This is a genomic window from Paraburkholderia sp. HP33-1, from assembly GCF_021390595.1.
In the GTDB taxonomy this organism is placed as follows: domain Bacteria; phylum Pseudomonadota; class Gammaproteobacteria; order Burkholderiales; family Burkholderiaceae; genus Paraburkholderia.
Map to the genome: position 1 here is coordinate 904,240 of NZ_JAJEJR010000001.1, position 15,391 is coordinate 919,630.

Genomic DNA, 15,391 nt, shown 5'->3' on the forward strand with positions numbered 1-15,391 from the left:
CACTCGCTGCTATACGCAGCGCCCCCCATCTACTTCGAGGCACACGCCGGTAATGAACTCCGCTTCATCGGAAGCCAGATACAGCGCCGCATTGGCAACATCCTGCGGCGTTGAAAACCGTCCGAGCGGAATCCCCGCCAGAAACTTCTGCCGATTCTGCGGCGTATCCTCGACACCCATGAACTCGGACAGCAGCGCCGTTTCGCCGATCACCGGATTCACGCAGTTCACGCGAATGCGCTCCGGCCCGAGTTCGACCGCGAGCGACTTGCTCGCGATGATCACCGCGCCCTTGCTGCCGTTGTACCAGACGAGTCCCGGCCGCGGCCGCACGCCCGCCGTCGACGCGATATTGATGAAGCTGCCACCGCCTTGCTCGCGAAAATACGGCACGAACTCCTGCACGCTCCAGTAGATGCTTTTCACGTTCACCGCGTAGACGCGGTCGAACTCGGCCTCGGTGACTTCGAGCACCGGCTTGTTGCGATGCGTGGTGCCGGCGTTGTTCACGACGATCTGCACGCTGCCGAAATCGCCGAGCGCGGCCTCGCGCAGCGCGTGCCAGTCGTCGCGTTGCGCGACGTTGCCGGGCACCGCGATCGCCTTGCCGCCCGCGATCGCGATCTCACTGGCGACGCGTTCGGCGGCCGGCCCGTTGAGGTCGTTCACCACGACGTTCGCGCCTTCACGCGCAAACGTCTTCGCGATGCCTTCGCCGAAACCCGAACCGCCGCCCGTGACGATGGCCGTTTTACCTGTCAACCGCATGATGTCTCCGTTGTTTGTGATGGATAGAGCGATGCGTTGTTGTGCGTTACGAGATGGTCTAACCGTGCCGGATCGCAATCGTCTTCAGCACCGTAAAGCCATACAGCGCCTCGAAGCCTTTCTCGCGACCATGCCCCGAATGCTTGACGCCGCCGAACGGCAACTCGACGCCGCCGCCCGCGCCATAGTTGTTGATGAACACCTGGCCCGAGCGCACGCGTCGCGCGAGCCGCATCTGGCGCGCGCCGTCGCGTGTCCAGATACCGGTGACAAGCCCGTATTGCGTGCCGTTCGCGAGCGCGAGCGCTTCGTCTTCGTCGCGGAACGACATCGCGGCGAGCACCGGGCCGAACACTTCGTCGCGCGCGAGCCGGTGGCTTGCGGGTACGTCGCGCAGCAAGGTCGGAGCCTGATAGAAGCCGCTTTCGGGTGCTTCGGGAATCACTTCGCCGTGCGCGGCCATCGCGATGCCGTCGTGTTGCGCATCGGACAGGAAGTCCCATACGCGCTGCTGCTGTTTCGCGCTGATCAGCGGTCCGCAGTCGAGATCGGCCTTCGACGGCCCGACGCGCAGCGCCTGGAATGCGCTGCTGAGCCTGTCGAGCAGCGGCTCGTAAATCGCCTTGTCGATCAGCACGCGGCTGCCCGCCGAGCAGGTTTGCCCGGCGTTCTGCACGATCGCGGAGATCAGCACCGGCAGCGCCGCGTCGAGATCGGCGTCGGCGAACACGATTTGCGGCGACTTGCCGCCGAGTTCGAGCGTGACTGGCACGTGGTTTTCAGCTGCCATCTGCGTGACGAGCTTGCCGGTATCGGGTGACCCCGTGAACGACACGTGATCGATACCCGGATGACGCGCGAGCGCTGCGCCCGCTTCGTGTCCATAGCCGGTGACGATGTTTAGCGCGCCCGGCGGCAGGCCGGCTTCGGCGGCGAGTTCGGCGACGCGCAGCACCGAGAGACACGCGTCCTCGGCCGGCTTGACGACGCATGCGTTGCCGGCCGCGAGCGCCGCGCCGACGCTGCGCCCGAAAATCTGCATCGGATAGTTCCACGGCACGATGTGCGCGGTCACGCCGTGCGGCTCACGGATCGTCAGCACCGTGTAGCCGAACTGGTAGGGCAGGGTTTCGCCGTGCAGCTTGTCGGCCGCGCCGGCGTAGAACTCGAAATAGCGGGTGAGCGCGGCGGCGTCGGCGCGCGCCTGCTTGAGCGGCTTGCCGGTGTCGCGCGCTTCGAGCTGCGCGAGGTCCTCCTGGCGCGCGGCCACCAGCAGCGATAGCCGGTACAGCACGCGGCCGCGCTCGGCGGCGCTCAGCGCGCCCCACGCACCTTCGAACGCGCGGCGCGCCGCGTGCACGGCGGTGTCGATATCGGCCTCGGTGCCGCGCGCGATGCGCGTGAACGGCTGGCCGTCCGAGGGATCGAGTACGGCGATCGATTCGCCGCCGGAAGTGGCGCACCACTCGCCGCCGATGAAATGCCGGGCTTCTTCCATGCATGCTCCTTGAAGATGACGCGCGGCCGTTGTGCGGCGGCGCCGGTTCGAAGGGGAGACACAAAACGGTAGAGACGCGAAGCGTAAGTCGCCAGACGATTATCGCGCCGATCCAACCGCGGATGCCACCTGCCGATTGGCTATAATGGCGCATTCCGCACGGTCCGGTGCGCGGCCCCGTCGTTCGGGGGCAGAGGGTTTCAGGGTTCGGCGTTCGCGGTTCACAAAGCATTCGCATCGCATCCGCAGCCCGCGCACCGTTCGCCGCATTCCGACTTCCATCCCCTTCAGAGAGCGCTCATGAGCTTCAATCACGTTCCCGCAGGCAAAGACCTTCCGCAAGATTTCAACGTCATCATCGAAATCCCGGCGCAAAGCGACCCGGTGAAGTACGAAGCCGACAAGGATCTGGGCCTGCTCGTCGTCGACCGATTCATCGGCACCGGCATGCGCTATCCGGCCAACTACGGCTTCATTCCGCAGACGCTGTCGGGCGACGGCGACCCGGTCGACGTGCTGGTGATCACGCCGTTCCCGCTGCTCGCTGGCTCGGTGGTGCGCGCCCGCGCGCTCGGCATGCTGCAGATGACCGACGAATCGGGCGTCGACGCAAAGCTGATCGCCGTCCCGCATGACAAGGTTTGCCCGATGACGGCGGACCTGAAGTCGGTCGACGATGTGCCGGCTTATCTGAAGGACCAGATCAAGCATTTCTTCGAGCAGTACAAGGCGCTCGAGAAGGGCAAGTGGGTGAAGGTCGACGGTTGGGCGGGGCTCGACGCCGCGCACAAGGAAATCAGCGAAGGCGTGGCGAACTACAAGAAGTGAGCCGCGTCGGCGCAAAACGCGACCGACAGAAAACGAAAGCTCGCTGACGAAGCGCCCCTGGTGGGGCGCTTTTTTTATGCCGTCGGATCGGTGCCCGGGCGGCAACGGCGGGTTGAATTCTGACAGTCCCGCTCTACAGTAATGACGTGAAGGTGAATGGGCGCAGGCCGATACGCCGTACCGGATCCGATGGCCGCGAGGCGCACGCCACGCCTCGGAGGACACGCTCATGAGCACGTTGAAGGCGAAGATCCGGCATGAAGTCTCGAAGGCCATTCCGCCCACGCTGTTTTTCTTCGTGATTCTGCATATCGTCGCGCTGTGCCGCGCGTTGATGGTGCGCGGCACGGGGATCTCGTTGCCCGTTTCGGCTTCGGTGCTGATCGCGGACCTGCTGCCGTTCATCAACCGGTTTCCCGAAAAGCCGCTGATCTGGAACGTCGTGTGGAAGACCTTCATGTATGCGCTGGTCGCGCTCGCGGTTCACTATCCGGAGCGGCTCTTCGAGTTCTGGAAGCACGCGTCTGGCCTCATTGAGGCGAACTCGCGTCTGCGGCCGGATTTTCTTGCGGAACAGAATCGGCCCGTGGACGGGTGAAATCGCGACGACCGCACCGCATAACCTGAATGCATCGCCAGGATGTACGGAACGCATTTTTATATTTAGGTGTAAACCCTTATCATTCGCCGCACGACCTCGCGCGCGATCTCACCGCTGCATCCCCGCGCGTCTCCATAACTTCAAAAAGCACTGTCCGGATGATGAACCGCAGCAAGTCCCACTCGACATCGCCGCGCTGGTCGACCCGGCTGCATTCGGTCGTCACCGCGATCTACCGCAAGCGGCCGGTCTGGATGGTGTCGTTCGCGGCGAGCGAGGCGAATCTGTCGGAGGGCTTGCGAGCGGCGTGCGCGTCGACGGCGATGCTCGCGCTCGGCAACGTACTGCACGATCCCATGTTCGCGTGGGCCGCGATCGGCGCGTTCTGGACCTGCCTCGCCGACGCGGCCGGCTCGAACCGCGCGCGCTTCATGTCGATGATGGGTTTCGCGCTGCTGTCGACGCTGTGCGGCGGTATCACCGAGTTCGCGTCCGCCGCAGGCACCGCGTTCGCCGCGCTCGCGGTGCTCGCGTTCACGACGCTCGGCGCATTCGGCCGCATCTGGGGCGCGGCCACGTCGCAGGTGACGATCCTCGCGGCGACCGCCTGCGTCGTGATGGTCGACCGGCCGATGCACGACGCGCGCGCGGGGTTTGCGTTTCTGGCTGTCTATCTGGCCGGTTGTCTGTTCGCGATCGTGCTGAGTCTGACGGTGTGGCGCATTCATCCGTTCGGCGCGAGCCGCGCGTCGTTGCGCGCGGTGTATCTGCGCCTCGCCGACGTCGCGTTCGATAGTGCGCGTCTCGTCGGCGAGCGTGCCGCGCCGCGCGACTGGGCTACGCATGCCGCGCGGTTTCGCGCCGACGCGCGCGCGTCGCTCGAACGTTCGCGCGATGCGCTCGCGAGTGTCCCCGCATCGAAGGCGGGCGGCGCGGCGGTCTACGATACGCTGCTTGGCCTCCTGACCGATGGCGAAGCGTTGTTCGCGTATCTGATTGCGGTGTCGGGCGCGGCCGAGAAAGTGCCCGACGATGCGCGCCGCACGCAACGCGCGGCGCGCCTGCTCAATGCGATTGGCGAAGTGCTCAGCGACATCGGCAGCGCGACCGGCGATGCATGCTGGGAGCGTCTCGCGGATCCGCAGGCGCGTCTGCGGCGTCTCGCGCATCGGCTCGAAAGCGCGTTGCCCGAACCGGTGAAGCTGCAATCCGGTTTCGAACTTGTCGATTTCGCGCCGCGTGAGGTGCACGTCGAGACGTGGAGCGCGTGCGTCGCGCGTTATACGGCGCGCGCGTGGTCGACGCTGAAGGCGAACCTGTCGTGGCAGTCGGTCGGCTTGCGTCATGCGGCGCGTGTCGGTGTGACGACGACGGCGGGCTTCATCGTGATTCGCGCGCTCGGTCTGCCGTTTGGCTACTGGGCGACGATGGCGACGCTGCTGATCTTGCAGCCGTCGATCGCGGCGACGTGGCCGCGCAGCATCGAGCGCGCGGCGGGCAGCATCGTCGGCGGCGTGCTCGCGGCGGCGATCGGCTATGCAATTCATTCGCCGCTCGCCATCTCGCTCGTGGTGTTCCCGCTCGTCATGGCGACGATGGCGCTGCGCCCGGTCAGCTACAGCCTGTTCGTGCTGTTTCTGACGCCGGCCTTCGTGCTCGTCGCCGACTTTGCGACGCCCGGCGCCAACGAGCTGGCGTTCGCGCTGACGCGGCTCGGCAATAATGTGCTCGGCTGCGTGCTTGCGCTCATCGCGACCTTCCTTCTATGGCCGACGCGCGAGAAGCTCGACGTGCGCGTCTATCTCGGCGACGCGGTGCGCGCGAATCTCGCGTATCTGCGTGCGTCGCTGGAAGCGCCGCGGCACAGCGGCAAGGAGATCGAGCAATTGCGCCGCGCGGCCGGCCTCACCAGCAACAACGCGGAGGAAGCGATCGGCCGCGTGCGCCTCGAAAAGCTCGAGGACTCGATGGCCGATACGGTGACGCTGACGGTGCTGAGTCTGCTGCGGCGGATGGCCGGGACCGCGACGCAGTTGCGCCTCACAGCGAACCGCCGCGACATGCATAGCGAACTCGACGAATGGGTCGCGGCGATGAGCGCGGCCATCGTGGCCGCGTTGAACCGGACGTTACGGCCGGTGCGGCTCGAGTTGCCCGCGCGCGAGCAGTTGACGTCGCTGGAAGCAGATGTGGTCGGCGAGCTGGCGCGCGTGCATCGGCTGTTGACCGAGAGGATGCGCGAGGCGAGGGGCTAGCGCGGCTCAGCCCGGGTTATCCCCGTCTTCCGCCTCGGCATTCACCACGACCTCCGGCAACACCGACTGCAGCGAAAACATCCCCGCCGCCAATGCGCGCTTGTCTGCGGGCGTGAGCCGCTTGACCCAATACTCGGCGCGCGACGCGCTCGACCGATCCGCCAGCTCGAACGACGCCAGCACCCGCACAGGCTTGCGCGCGCGCGTATAGCGCGCGCCCGTGCCGCTTACGTGTTTGTCGAAGCGAGCGGCGACATCGGTGGCGATGCCGGTATAGACGCTGCCGTCCGAGCATTCGAGCAGATAGAGAAACCACGCCATAACCGCGCTTCTAGCCTTTGAACGGATTGTGATCACGCAGCTCGTCCACGTACGCGTGGATGCTGTTCTTTTCGTTATCGAGGAAATGGCCGACCGCATCGGCAAACGCCGGATGCGCGAGCCAATGCGTCGAGCGCGTAACCGTCGGCAGAAAGCCGCGCGCCATCTTGTGCTCGCCCTGCGCGCCGCCTTCGAATGCACCGAGCTTTTCTTCGATGCAGAATTCGAGCGGCTGATAGTACGCGGTCTCGAAGTGCAAACAAGGCACGTGTTCGAGCGCGCCCCAGTAGCGGCCGTACAACGTGCCGCCTGTTTTCTCGTCGCGCTGATAGACGACGAGCGAACTCGCGATCGGCTTGCCCTCGTATTCGGCGATCACGAGCAGCAGATTCTCGGGCATCGACGCGCCGATCATGCGGAAGAAGTCGAGGTTCAGATACGGACTCGAAAAATGCTCGCGATAGGTTTGCCGATAGCACTTGCTGAAGAAGCGCCAGTCGGCATCCTTGATGTCCTCGCCGCGGATCCTGCGCATCGTGATGCCCGCCTCGCGCACCTTGCGACGTTCGGCGCGGATGTTCTTGCGCTTCTTCTGTTCGAGCGTCGACAGGAAATCTTCGAAGTCGCGATAGCCGTCGTTGAGCCAGTGAAACTGCACGCCTTCGCGTTGCATCATGCCGATATCGGTGAGCGCGTCCGCTTCGCTTTGCGCCGGGAACAGCACATGCAGCGACGACACCTCGGCCTGCTCGGCGAACGCCATCAGCGTCGCCGCGAGATGGCGCAGCGCGTGGTCATTCGCCGACAGCAGGCGGGTGCCCTGCACCGGTGTGAACGGCACCGCGCACAGCAGCTTCGGGTAGTAGGGCAGGCCGTTGCGCTTGTACGCGTCGGCCCAGGCCCAGTCGAACACGTACTCGCCGTACGAGTGCCCCTTCAGATACACGGGCGCCGCCGCCGCGAGCTTGCCCGTGCGCGCGTCGGCCAGCGTGACGAATTGCGGCGCCCAACCCGTGTCGGGGACCGCGCATTGCGTCGCGTTGAGCGCGCTCAGAAACTCGTGCCGTAAAAACGGCGTGGGCTGCGGCTGCGCGGCGAGAAGGGCGTTCCACTCGGCGGCGTCCACCTCGGAAGGAGATGCCAGAATGCCCGTGCGATAATCGATGCGTTGATGGTTCAATCTGCGTGACTGTTTGCAATGACCGGCGCGGCGCTGTGAAGATGAAGCGGCCGTGTCGTTGGTTAAGTTCGTTTATCCGGTGTATCCAATTCCGTCGAGCCATCGTGCCACGGTACCCGCGAGCCGTGAAGGCTTGCCTGTCGATCCTGCCATGAAGACCCGAATCGCTCTTGCTCAAATCAATGTCACTGTCGGCGATTTCGCCGGCAACGTCGCGAAGATCGTCGCCGCGGCGCGTGCCGCGCATAGCGACGGTGCGAAGCTGCTGGTCGCGCCTGAACTCGCGCTGTCGGGTTATCCGCCCGAAGACCTGCTGCTGCGCCCCGCGTTCTACACCGCGAGCGCGGCCGCGTTGGCCGATCTCGCCGCGCAACTGAAGCCGTTCACGGGATTGCATGTGATCGTCGGTCATCCGCTGCGCGACGTGACGGACAACCTGGCGAACGGCCATGGTAATGCAAACGCGCCGATCGAGCGCGGCGTGCCGCCGGTCGATACGTTCAACGCGGCCTCGCTGATCGTCGACGGCGAAGTGAGGGGCACCTATCGCAAGCAGGATCTGCCGAACACCGAGGTGTTCGACGAGAAGCGCTACTTCGCATCCGACCCGCAGCCGTTCGTGTTCGAACTCGATGGCATCAGGTATGGCGTCGTGATCTGCGAGGACGTATGGCATGCGTCGGCCGCGCAGATGGCGAAGGCCGCCGGGGCACAGGTGCTGCTGATTCCGAACGGCTCGCCATATCATCTGAACAAGGAAGCGGTGCGCTTCGATATCCTGCGCGCGCGGATTCGCGAGACCGGCATCCCGATGGTGTACGTGAACATGGTCGGCGGCCAGGACGAACTCGTGTTCGACGGCGGCTCGTTCGTGCTCGACGCGCAGGGCGAACTCGTCGCGAAGCTCGCGCAGTTCGAGGAAACCACCGCGATCGTCGAGTTCGACAACGGCACGCCGCTGCCGGCCGCGATTGCGCCGGAACAGTCGATCGAAGCGCAGGTGTACGCGGCGCTCGTGATGGGTGTGCGCGACTACATCGGCAAGAACGGTTTTCCGGGTGCTTTGATCGGTCTGTCGGGCGGCGTCGATTCGGCGCTCGTGCTGGCCGTTGCATGCGACGCGCTCGGCGCTGACAAGGTGCGCGCGGTGATGATGCCGTCGCGCTACACGGCCGACATCTCCACCACCGACGCCGCCGACATGGCGCGCCGCGTCGGCGTGCGCTACGACGAGATCGCGATCGCGCCGATGTTCGACGCGTTCCGCGGCTCGCTCGCCGAAGAGTTCGCGGGTCGCGCCGAAGATGCGACCGAAGAGAACATTCAGGCGCGTATTCGCGGCACGCTGCTGATGGCGCTGTCGAACAAGTTCGGTTCGATCGTGCTGACCACCGGCAACAAGAGCGAGATGGCGGTCGGCTACTGCACGCTGTATGGCGACATGGCCGGCGGCTTCGCGGTGATCAAGGACATCGCGAAGACGCTCGTGTACCGCTTGTGCCGCTATCGCAACGCGGCCACCACATTCGCGACCCGCGACGTGATTCCCGAGCGCATTCTGACGCGCGCGCCGTCGGCGGAGCTGCGCGAGAACCAGACCGACCAGGACAGCCTGCCCGAATACGAGGTACTCGACGCGATCATGCGTATGTACATGGAGGAGGATCGTTCGCTCGCGGAGATCATCGGGGCGGGCTACGCGGTCGACGACGTAAAGCGCGTCACGCGGCTGATCAAGATCAACGAGTACAAGCGTCGTCAGGCGCCGATCGGCATTCGTGTCACGCATCGCGCGTTCGGCCGCGACTGGCGTTATCCGATCACGTCGCGCTACACCGAGCCGGTGGAGTGAAAAACGATATACGCGTGCGGATGCCGCAATGCATCCGGCGCGGCGTAGAATAAAAATCATCCTTCTCTTTCCCACACTCCCCATCAAGAGACGAGGTTCGCCATGAAGCGCATCACTGCAGTCATCAAACCGTTCAAACTCGACGAAGTGCGCGAGGCGCTCGCGGAAGTCGGCCTCACCGGCCTGACCGTGACGGAGGTCAAGGGCTTCGGCCGCCAGAAAGGGCATACCGAGCTCTATCGTGGTGCAGAGTATGTGGTCGACTTTCTGCCGAAAGTGAAGATCGAAGTCGTGGTCGCGGACAGCCAGTGCGATCAGGTGATCGACGCGATCATCGGCGCGGCGCGTACCGGCAAGATCGGCGACGGCAAGATCTTCGTCGCTGACGTCGAACGCGTGATCCGTATTCGTACCGGCGAAGAGAACGAAGCAGCGGTATAAGTCGGCGCATTCTCGCACCGGCCCGGTGCGTGCAATGACTCAAAATTGCGCGGCCAATAAAAAACGGTGCAATACCCTTGCGGATATTGCACCGATACGCGCCTCTCGCAGCAGCGTGAAAAAAGATTCTCTTGGAGAAACTTGTGTTACACCCCGAGGGTCATGCCCTCGGGGCGCACCGTTCGATTAGAACGAGTGCTGGATACCTGCGTACACGCCGGTTTGCGCGCGGCCTTGCAGCGGGTTGTCCGTTTCTGGGGCATAGCCCGCGTTATTTGCATTCAGACCGAAGTTAGCCGCACGGCTGTTCGACACCCCTGCAATCTGGATATCCAACAGAGTGCGCTTGGACAGGTTGTACGAACCACCGACCGTGTAGATCGTTGCATTGCCCGCGCCGTTGTTGCCGTTCACGTGGTAGACCGCTGCAATCAGCGCTGCAGCCGGCGTTGCTTGCCACGTCACGCCGCCCCACTCATGATCGAGCGTGGTCGGCTGACCATACACGACGCTGGTAGCACCTGCGGAACGGACTGCCTGGTAAGCGGCCTGCACCTTGAACTGGCCGAGGAACACGTTCACGAGCGCCGAGTATTCACGCGACGCCGCGAACACGCCGTTGCTCGTGTTATCCGTATTGATGCCATTGTTGGCGACTGCACCGCCCCAAAGTGCGCCGGTCTTCGAGTTGCGGATTTCGTCATAGATACCGCGGACCTGGAACAACGAGCTCGTGTAGGTGACCTGTGCACCGGCCTCGCGGCCTTGCGGAGTCGTGCCGTTGCCGTTCCAGCTCGTTGAATTCGACAGCGCGTATTGGCCGTAGAAGTCAAAGCCTGCGAACTTCGGCGACTGGTACGCGAAGTTGTTGCTCGATTGCGGCCAGTTGCGGCCACGCACCAGCGATGCCGACGACCAGTTCGATTGACCGAACGGGTCGAAGTCCCACACACCGTTCGAGATGAAGAGCATGCGGCCCATCGTGAACGTACCGTACTGCGCGTTCGACACACCGACCGTTGCCCAGCGATTGAAGAGACCGCCGTTGCCAGGACCCGCGCCCGTCATCGTGTTGAACGAGCCTTCCAACTGGAACAGGACCTTGTTGCCGCCACCGATGTCCTCGACACCCTTCATGCCCCACAGGCTGGTACCCCAGTCGCCGCTTTCCGCTTTCCAGCGGGTCGTGTGCTGGGTGGCCGCGCCGTTGGCGTTGAGATTGTTCGAACCCGGAACGCCCGACATGTATTCGATGCCCGCATCGAGGCGGCCATACAGCGTGACGCTGCTCTGAGCGTGTGCAACAACGCCGGCCGACATCAGCGCAGCGGCGAGCAAAGCTTTCTTCATCTTCTCCTCCATACCCTGTCAAAAAAAGAAACCCAGTACTGCGAGTGGTGTTCGGACGCGATCAGCACCGAACAGAAAAGCGGTACCAGGGGAGAGTGGCGGGCGGATAGGGTCTCCTGCCATGACTTGCAGCGTCGAGCTGTCTTTGCGTCATGCCGATCCCTCGCCGACCGGTTCTCCTCTGTTTGAAGTGAAACTACTTTTAATCAACTTTGTTTTGCTACTTTGGTTACTAATTTATCAAAAATAACTTTAACTGGGAGAAGAAATTAGGACCAGCCACAGGGGGTGTCGCCAAATTGCAATACGAATGTGGGCCGGGACCCGGAGCGATCCCGTAAGAAAACGCCCAAAGCCTTGTCCGGTAAGGGATTGAAGGCGTGGGAGGGGGCGTATTAAGGATTGCCACTATTGACGTTTCGAAAGTGGCAGGTTAAGGCGAAAACGTGGCCCGAATGGCCACTTTGGCGAGGTTTTCGGCGCTTTTTCGTGGTACGAATGGCCGGGAGGAAGGAGGCAATAACAATGAAAAAGGCGCTCGAAAGCGCCTTGTAAAACTACTTCGACTACATTTCAGATGCGATCCGCATCATAAGTAGTCCTGGGTAATCTTATTATTTGAGACTACCTGACAGGAATTGCTTTAAACGTTCGCTCTTCGTGTTCTTGAACACCTCGTCTGGATGACCTTCTTCCTCGACGCGGCCCTGGTGCAGGAACATCACATGGTTCGACACGTTGCGCGCGAAACCCATTTCGTGCGTGACGACAATCATCGTGCGGCCTTCCTCGGCGAGCTTTTGCATCACCTTCAGCACTTCGCCGACGAGTTCCGGGTCGAGCGCGGAGGTCGGTTCGTCGAACAGCATCACGTCGGGATGCATCGCGAGAGCCCGCGCAATCGCGACGCGCTGCTGCTGGCCGCCCGACAGATGGGACGGATACTGCTTCTCGAGACGCGGCGCGAGACCGACCTTCTCGAGATATTCGCGCGCGCGATCCTCGGCTTCCTTGCGCTTCAGACCGAGCACGTGCACCGGCGCCTCGATGATGTTTTCGAGCACGTTCATGTGCGACCACAGATTGAAGTGCTGGAACACCATCGCGAGCTTCGTGCGCACGCGCTGCAACTGCTTCGGGTCCGACACGCGCAACGCACCGTCCTTGGCGGTCTGCGTGCGCACTTCCTCGCCGTCGACGAAGATGCGCCCCGCGTTCGGCTGTTCGAGAAAGTTAATGCAGCGGAGCATCGTGCTCTTGCCCGAACCGGACGAACCGATTACGCTGATCACATCGCCGGCATTGGCTTTCAGCGACACGCCCTTCAGGACTTCGTTGTCGCCGTACTTTTTGTGAAGCTCATCGACGAAGAGCTTCTGCTTCATGGAATTCATCAGGATCCTTAACGAGCTTGCTTGTCCAGGGACGCGCAGTTACTTGCCTTGCGGCCGCAGGTAAGCGAGCCAGCGACGCTCGGCGCGGCGGAACAGCCACACGAGCGCGAAAGAAATACACAGATACAGCAGCGCGGCGATGCCGAACGCGTTGAACGACTGATACGTCGCGGAGTTCACGTCGCGGGCGATCTTCAGGATGTCCGGCACCGTGGCCGTGAACGCGACGGTGGTCGCGTGCAGCATCAGGATCACTTCGTTGCTGTAGTAGGGCAGTGCGCGGCGCAGCGCCGACGGCAGAATGACGCGCCGGTACAGCGTGAACGACGACATGCCGTACGCGCGCGCCGCTTCGATCTCCCCATAAGGCGTCGCCTTGATCGCGCCCGCGAAGATCTCGGTGGTGTACGCGCAGGTGTTGAGCGTGAACGCGAGCAGCGTGCAATGCATGCCGTCGCGGAAGAACGCGTTGGTCAGCTCGTTGTTGCGGATGATCTCAAGGCTGTAGAGGCCCGTGTAGCACAGCAGCAACTGCACGTAGAGCGGTGTGCCGCGGAAGATATACGTATACAGCCACACCAGGCCAGCGAGCCATTTCTTCTTCGACACGCGCGCGACCGAGAGCGGTATCGACAGACAGAAGCCGAGGCCGATCGACACGACCAGCAGCCACAACGTGATCGCGACGCCGGTGAAGCGGTAGCCGTCGCTGAACAGATAGTTACGCCAATATTGCTGAATGATCTCGATCATAGATCCGCCTTTCGCACGCCGGTCGAGTAACGCTTTTCGAGGTACATCAGCACGAAGTTCGACACTGTGGTGATGAGGAGATAGATCGCCCCCGCGAGCAGGGTGAAGAAGAAGAACCGCAGCGTGCCCTTGCCGGCATCCTGCGATGCCTTGACGACGTCGGCGAGGCCGATGATCGACACGAGCGCGGTCGCCTTGACCATCACCTGCCAGTTATTGCCGATGCCCGGCAGCGCGAAGCGCATCATCTGCGGGAACATCACGCGCGAGAACACCTGCCAGCTCGTCATGCCGTAGGCCGCGCCCGCTTCGAGCTGGCCGCGCGGGACCGCGAGAAACGCGCCGCGGAAGGTCTCGGTGAAGTACGCGCCATAGATGAAGCCGAGCACTGCGACGCCGGCCACGAACGGGTCGATGTCGATCTGGTCCCAGCCGAACGCGTCGGTCAGGTTGTTTAGCCAGATCTGGATGCTATAGAACAGCAGCAGCATCAGCACGAGATCGGGCACGCCGCGCACGAGCGTGGTGTACACGGTGCCGATGCCGTTCGAGAGGCGGTTCTTCGACAATTTCGCCGCCGCGCCGAGCAGACCCAGCACGAAAGCGAGCACGAGCGAGAACACCGCCAGCTTGACGGTTTGCCAGGTGCCGCTGAGAAGCAGCGGGCCGTAGCCTTGAAGGAACATAGGTAGTCCTCGACGATGCGCTCTTCGCGCACCGCGAAAGACGCGGCCCGCGTTGCGCCGCGTCGGGGGCGAGCGGTTGGCTCGTGACCCGCGGCGCACAGCGTGCCGCTGTGCAAATCATGCTGCAGAAACGTTGACGCTCCTGCAGCGCGCTTTTGGGACTTTCGTCTCGGATTGTTTTGAATCTACTGCCGGGTGCTCACACTGACACTGCTACTGCCGCCGGCCTGCGCCGGCTTGCTACTCCGTATCCTGCCTGTTTCGCTCAACGGCCAGGATAAATATCGAAGTCGAAGTAGTGTTTTTCGAGCTTTTTGAACGTGCCGTCCTGATGAACCTCGGCTAGCGCCTGGTTGAACTTCGCTTTCAGATCGGCATCGCCCTTGCGCAGACCGATCGCGGTGCCTTCGCCGATCGTCTTCGGATCATTCACTTCCGGACCGGCCCAGGCGAAGCCCTTGCCACGCGGCGTCTTCAGAAAGCCGACGTCGGCCTGCACTTCATCCTGCAGCGCGGCATCGAGGCGGCCCGACGTGAGATCCGCGTACACCTGGTCCTGATTCTGGTACGACACGACGACCACGCCCTTCGGTTCCCACCAGGCCTTCGCATACTGTTCCTGCGTCGAACCCTGCTCGACGCCGACGTGCTTGCCTTTCAGCGATTCAGGGGTGGGCAGAAGCGGCGAACCCGTCTTCGCGATCATCCGCGCGGGGGCGTCGAACAGCTTGTCGGAGAAGTCGATCTGCTCGCGCCGCTGGTCGGTGACGCTGAGCGAGGAAATGATCGCGTCGAACTTGCGTGCCTTCAGCGCCGGAATGATGCCGTCGAGATCCTGCGCGACCCACACGCACTTCACGTTCATCTTCGCGCACAGTGCGCGGGTCAAGTCGGCATCGAAACCGACGATACTGCCGTCAGTCGCCTTCGATTCGAAGGGCGGATAACTGGCGTCGACCCCGATGCGCACCGTTTTCCATTCCTTCGCCATCGCTCCGGTGGCCAAGACTGCCAGAGCCACGCAAAGTGCGAACTTCTTCATATTTCTCCTGAAACAAACTGATCGTCGTGATGATTCGACACGACTCGACGCCCGCCGGCCAAGGGCCGACGGTCGCTATTCTAGGCGGTCAAAATTGCCGTGCCGCCGGGATGTCGCCTCGCCCTGGTCGTCCTTCGCGGGCGGTTCGTCCGGCGCGGCGTGCGCTGATCCGGCGCGTTCGGTACTTATCGGGTGCGCCTTGCGAGGGTGTCGCGCGGGGCCGAAGCCCGCCGCGCGGCGCTCGCGGCCGTCCCGGCGAGGCTTGCCGGTGCGTCCTGAACGTCCCGCGGGACGTCCACGCGTCTTGAAAAGCGCGGTATTTTACCCGAAGAGCGGCAACGTGCCACTGCGGGACGGCAACGAGCGACAAGTCGCCGCGCAGGGCGTGGTTCGTGCGCGACGCCGGCGCGGTTTTCCCGGCG

At 63.3% G+C, this 15,391-nt stretch carries 14 protein-coding genes; 5 read left to right on the forward strand and 9 right to left on the reverse strand.

What is annotated here, in order from left to right; genetic code table 11:
• Positions 1-9: 9 nt before the first annotated feature.
• Both L0U81_RS04105 and L0U81_RS04110 read right to left on the reverse strand, forming a co-directional pair.
• Positions 10-768, reverse strand: a complete 759-nt coding sequence (locus L0U81_RS04105) for an SDR family oxidoreductase (RefSeq protein ID WP_233800305.1) — start codon at positions 766-768, stop codon at positions 10-12.
• 58 nt (positions 769-826) lie between these two features.
• Positions 827-2,266, reverse strand: coding sequence for an aldehyde dehydrogenase family protein (locus L0U81_RS04110; RefSeq protein WP_233800306.1), 1,440 nt, complete (start codon positions 2,264-2,266; stop codon positions 827-829).
• 300 nt (positions 2,267-2,566) lie between these two features.
• On the opposite strand from L0U81_RS04110, the gene ppa reads away from it, so the two are divergent.
• From ppa to L0U81_RS04125, 3 genes are all read left to right on the forward strand, one after another.
• Positions 2,567-3,094 carry an inorganic diphosphatase gene (gene ppa, locus L0U81_RS04115; protein WP_233800307.1) on the forward strand — a complete coding sequence of 176 codons (528 nt, stop codon included), beginning with the start codon at positions 2,567-2,569 and terminating at the stop codon, positions 3,092-3,094.
• A gap of 229 nt (positions 3,095-3,323) precedes the next feature.
• The gene (locus tag L0U81_RS04120; protein ID WP_442793384.1) at positions 3,324-3,692 is read left to right on the forward strand and encodes a hypothetical protein; all 369 of its coding nucleotides are present in this window, start codon (positions 3,324-3,326) and stop codon (positions 3,690-3,692) included.
• A gap of 161 nt (positions 3,693-3,853) precedes the next feature.
• The gene (locus L0U81_RS04125) at positions 3,854-5,950 is read left to right on the forward strand and encodes an FUSC family protein (protein WP_233800308.1); all 2,097 of its coding nucleotides are present in this window, start codon (positions 3,854-3,856) and stop codon (positions 5,948-5,950) included.
• Between the two features lie 6 nt (positions 5,951-5,956).
• Here the strand turns inward: L0U81_RS04125 and L0U81_RS04130 are convergent, their stop codons facing one another.
• Positions 5,957-6,271, reverse strand: coding sequence for a GIY-YIG nuclease family protein (locus L0U81_RS04130; RefSeq protein WP_233800309.1), 315 nt, complete (start codon positions 6,269-6,271; stop codon positions 5,957-5,959).
• A gap of 10 nt (positions 6,272-6,281) precedes the next feature.
• Positions 6,282-7,451: a GNAT family N-acetyltransferase gene (locus L0U81_RS04135; protein ID WP_233800310.1), complete on the reverse strand. Its 1,170-nt coding sequence runs from the start codon at positions 7,449-7,451 to the stop codon at positions 6,282-6,284.
• Between the two features lie 151 nt (positions 7,452-7,602).
• Between L0U81_RS04135 and L0U81_RS04140 the strand changes: the two genes are divergently transcribed.
• Together L0U81_RS04140 and glnK are read left to right on the forward strand one after the other, a co-directional pair.
• On the forward strand, positions 7,603-9,303 hold the full coding sequence (locus L0U81_RS04140) for an NAD+ synthase (protein WP_233800311.1): 1,701 nt from the start codon (positions 7,603-7,605) through the stop codon (positions 9,301-9,303).
• A 102-nt stretch (positions 9,304-9,405) separates the two neighbouring features.
• A complete protein-coding gene (gene glnK, locus L0U81_RS04145) occupies positions 9,406-9,744 on the forward strand; it encodes a P-II family nitrogen regulator (protein WP_013088783.1) in 339 nt (112 codons plus the stop codon).
• Positions 9,745-9,930: 186 nt separating this feature from the next.
• On the opposite strand, the gene L0U81_RS04150 is transcribed toward glnK, so the two are convergent.
• The 5 genes from L0U81_RS04150 to L0U81_RS04170 all read right to left on the reverse strand — a co-directional run bounded on the left by L0U81_RS04150 (position 9,931) and on the right by L0U81_RS04170 (position 14,969).
• Positions 9,931-11,094, reverse strand: coding sequence for a porin (locus L0U81_RS04150; protein WP_233800312.1), 1,164 nt, complete (start codon positions 11,092-11,094; stop codon positions 9,931-9,933).
• A 614-nt stretch (positions 11,095-11,708) separates the two neighbouring features.
• Positions 11,709-12,488: an ABC transporter ATP-binding protein gene (locus L0U81_RS04155; protein WP_233800313.1), complete on the reverse strand. Its 780-nt coding sequence runs from the start codon at positions 12,486-12,488 to the stop codon at positions 11,709-11,711.
• 39 nt (positions 12,489-12,527) lie between these two features.
• The gene (locus L0U81_RS04160) at positions 12,528-13,241 is read right to left on the reverse strand and encodes an ABC transporter permease (RefSeq protein WP_233800314.1); all 714 of its coding nucleotides are present in this window, start codon (positions 13,239-13,241) and stop codon (positions 12,528-12,530) included.
• On the reverse strand, positions 13,238-13,927 hold the full coding sequence (locus L0U81_RS04165) for an ABC transporter permease (protein WP_233800315.1): 690 nt from the start codon (positions 13,925-13,927) through the stop codon (positions 13,238-13,240). The genes L0U81_RS04160 and L0U81_RS04165 overlap by 4 nt, the downstream gene beginning before the upstream one ends.
• A gap of 265 nt (positions 13,928-14,192) precedes the next feature.
• The gene (locus tag L0U81_RS04170) at positions 14,193-14,969 is read right to left on the reverse strand and encodes an ABC transporter substrate-binding protein (RefSeq protein ID WP_233800316.1); all 777 of its coding nucleotides are present in this window, start codon (positions 14,967-14,969) and stop codon (positions 14,193-14,195) included.
• Between the last annotated feature and the right edge of the window lie 422 nt (positions 14,970-15,391).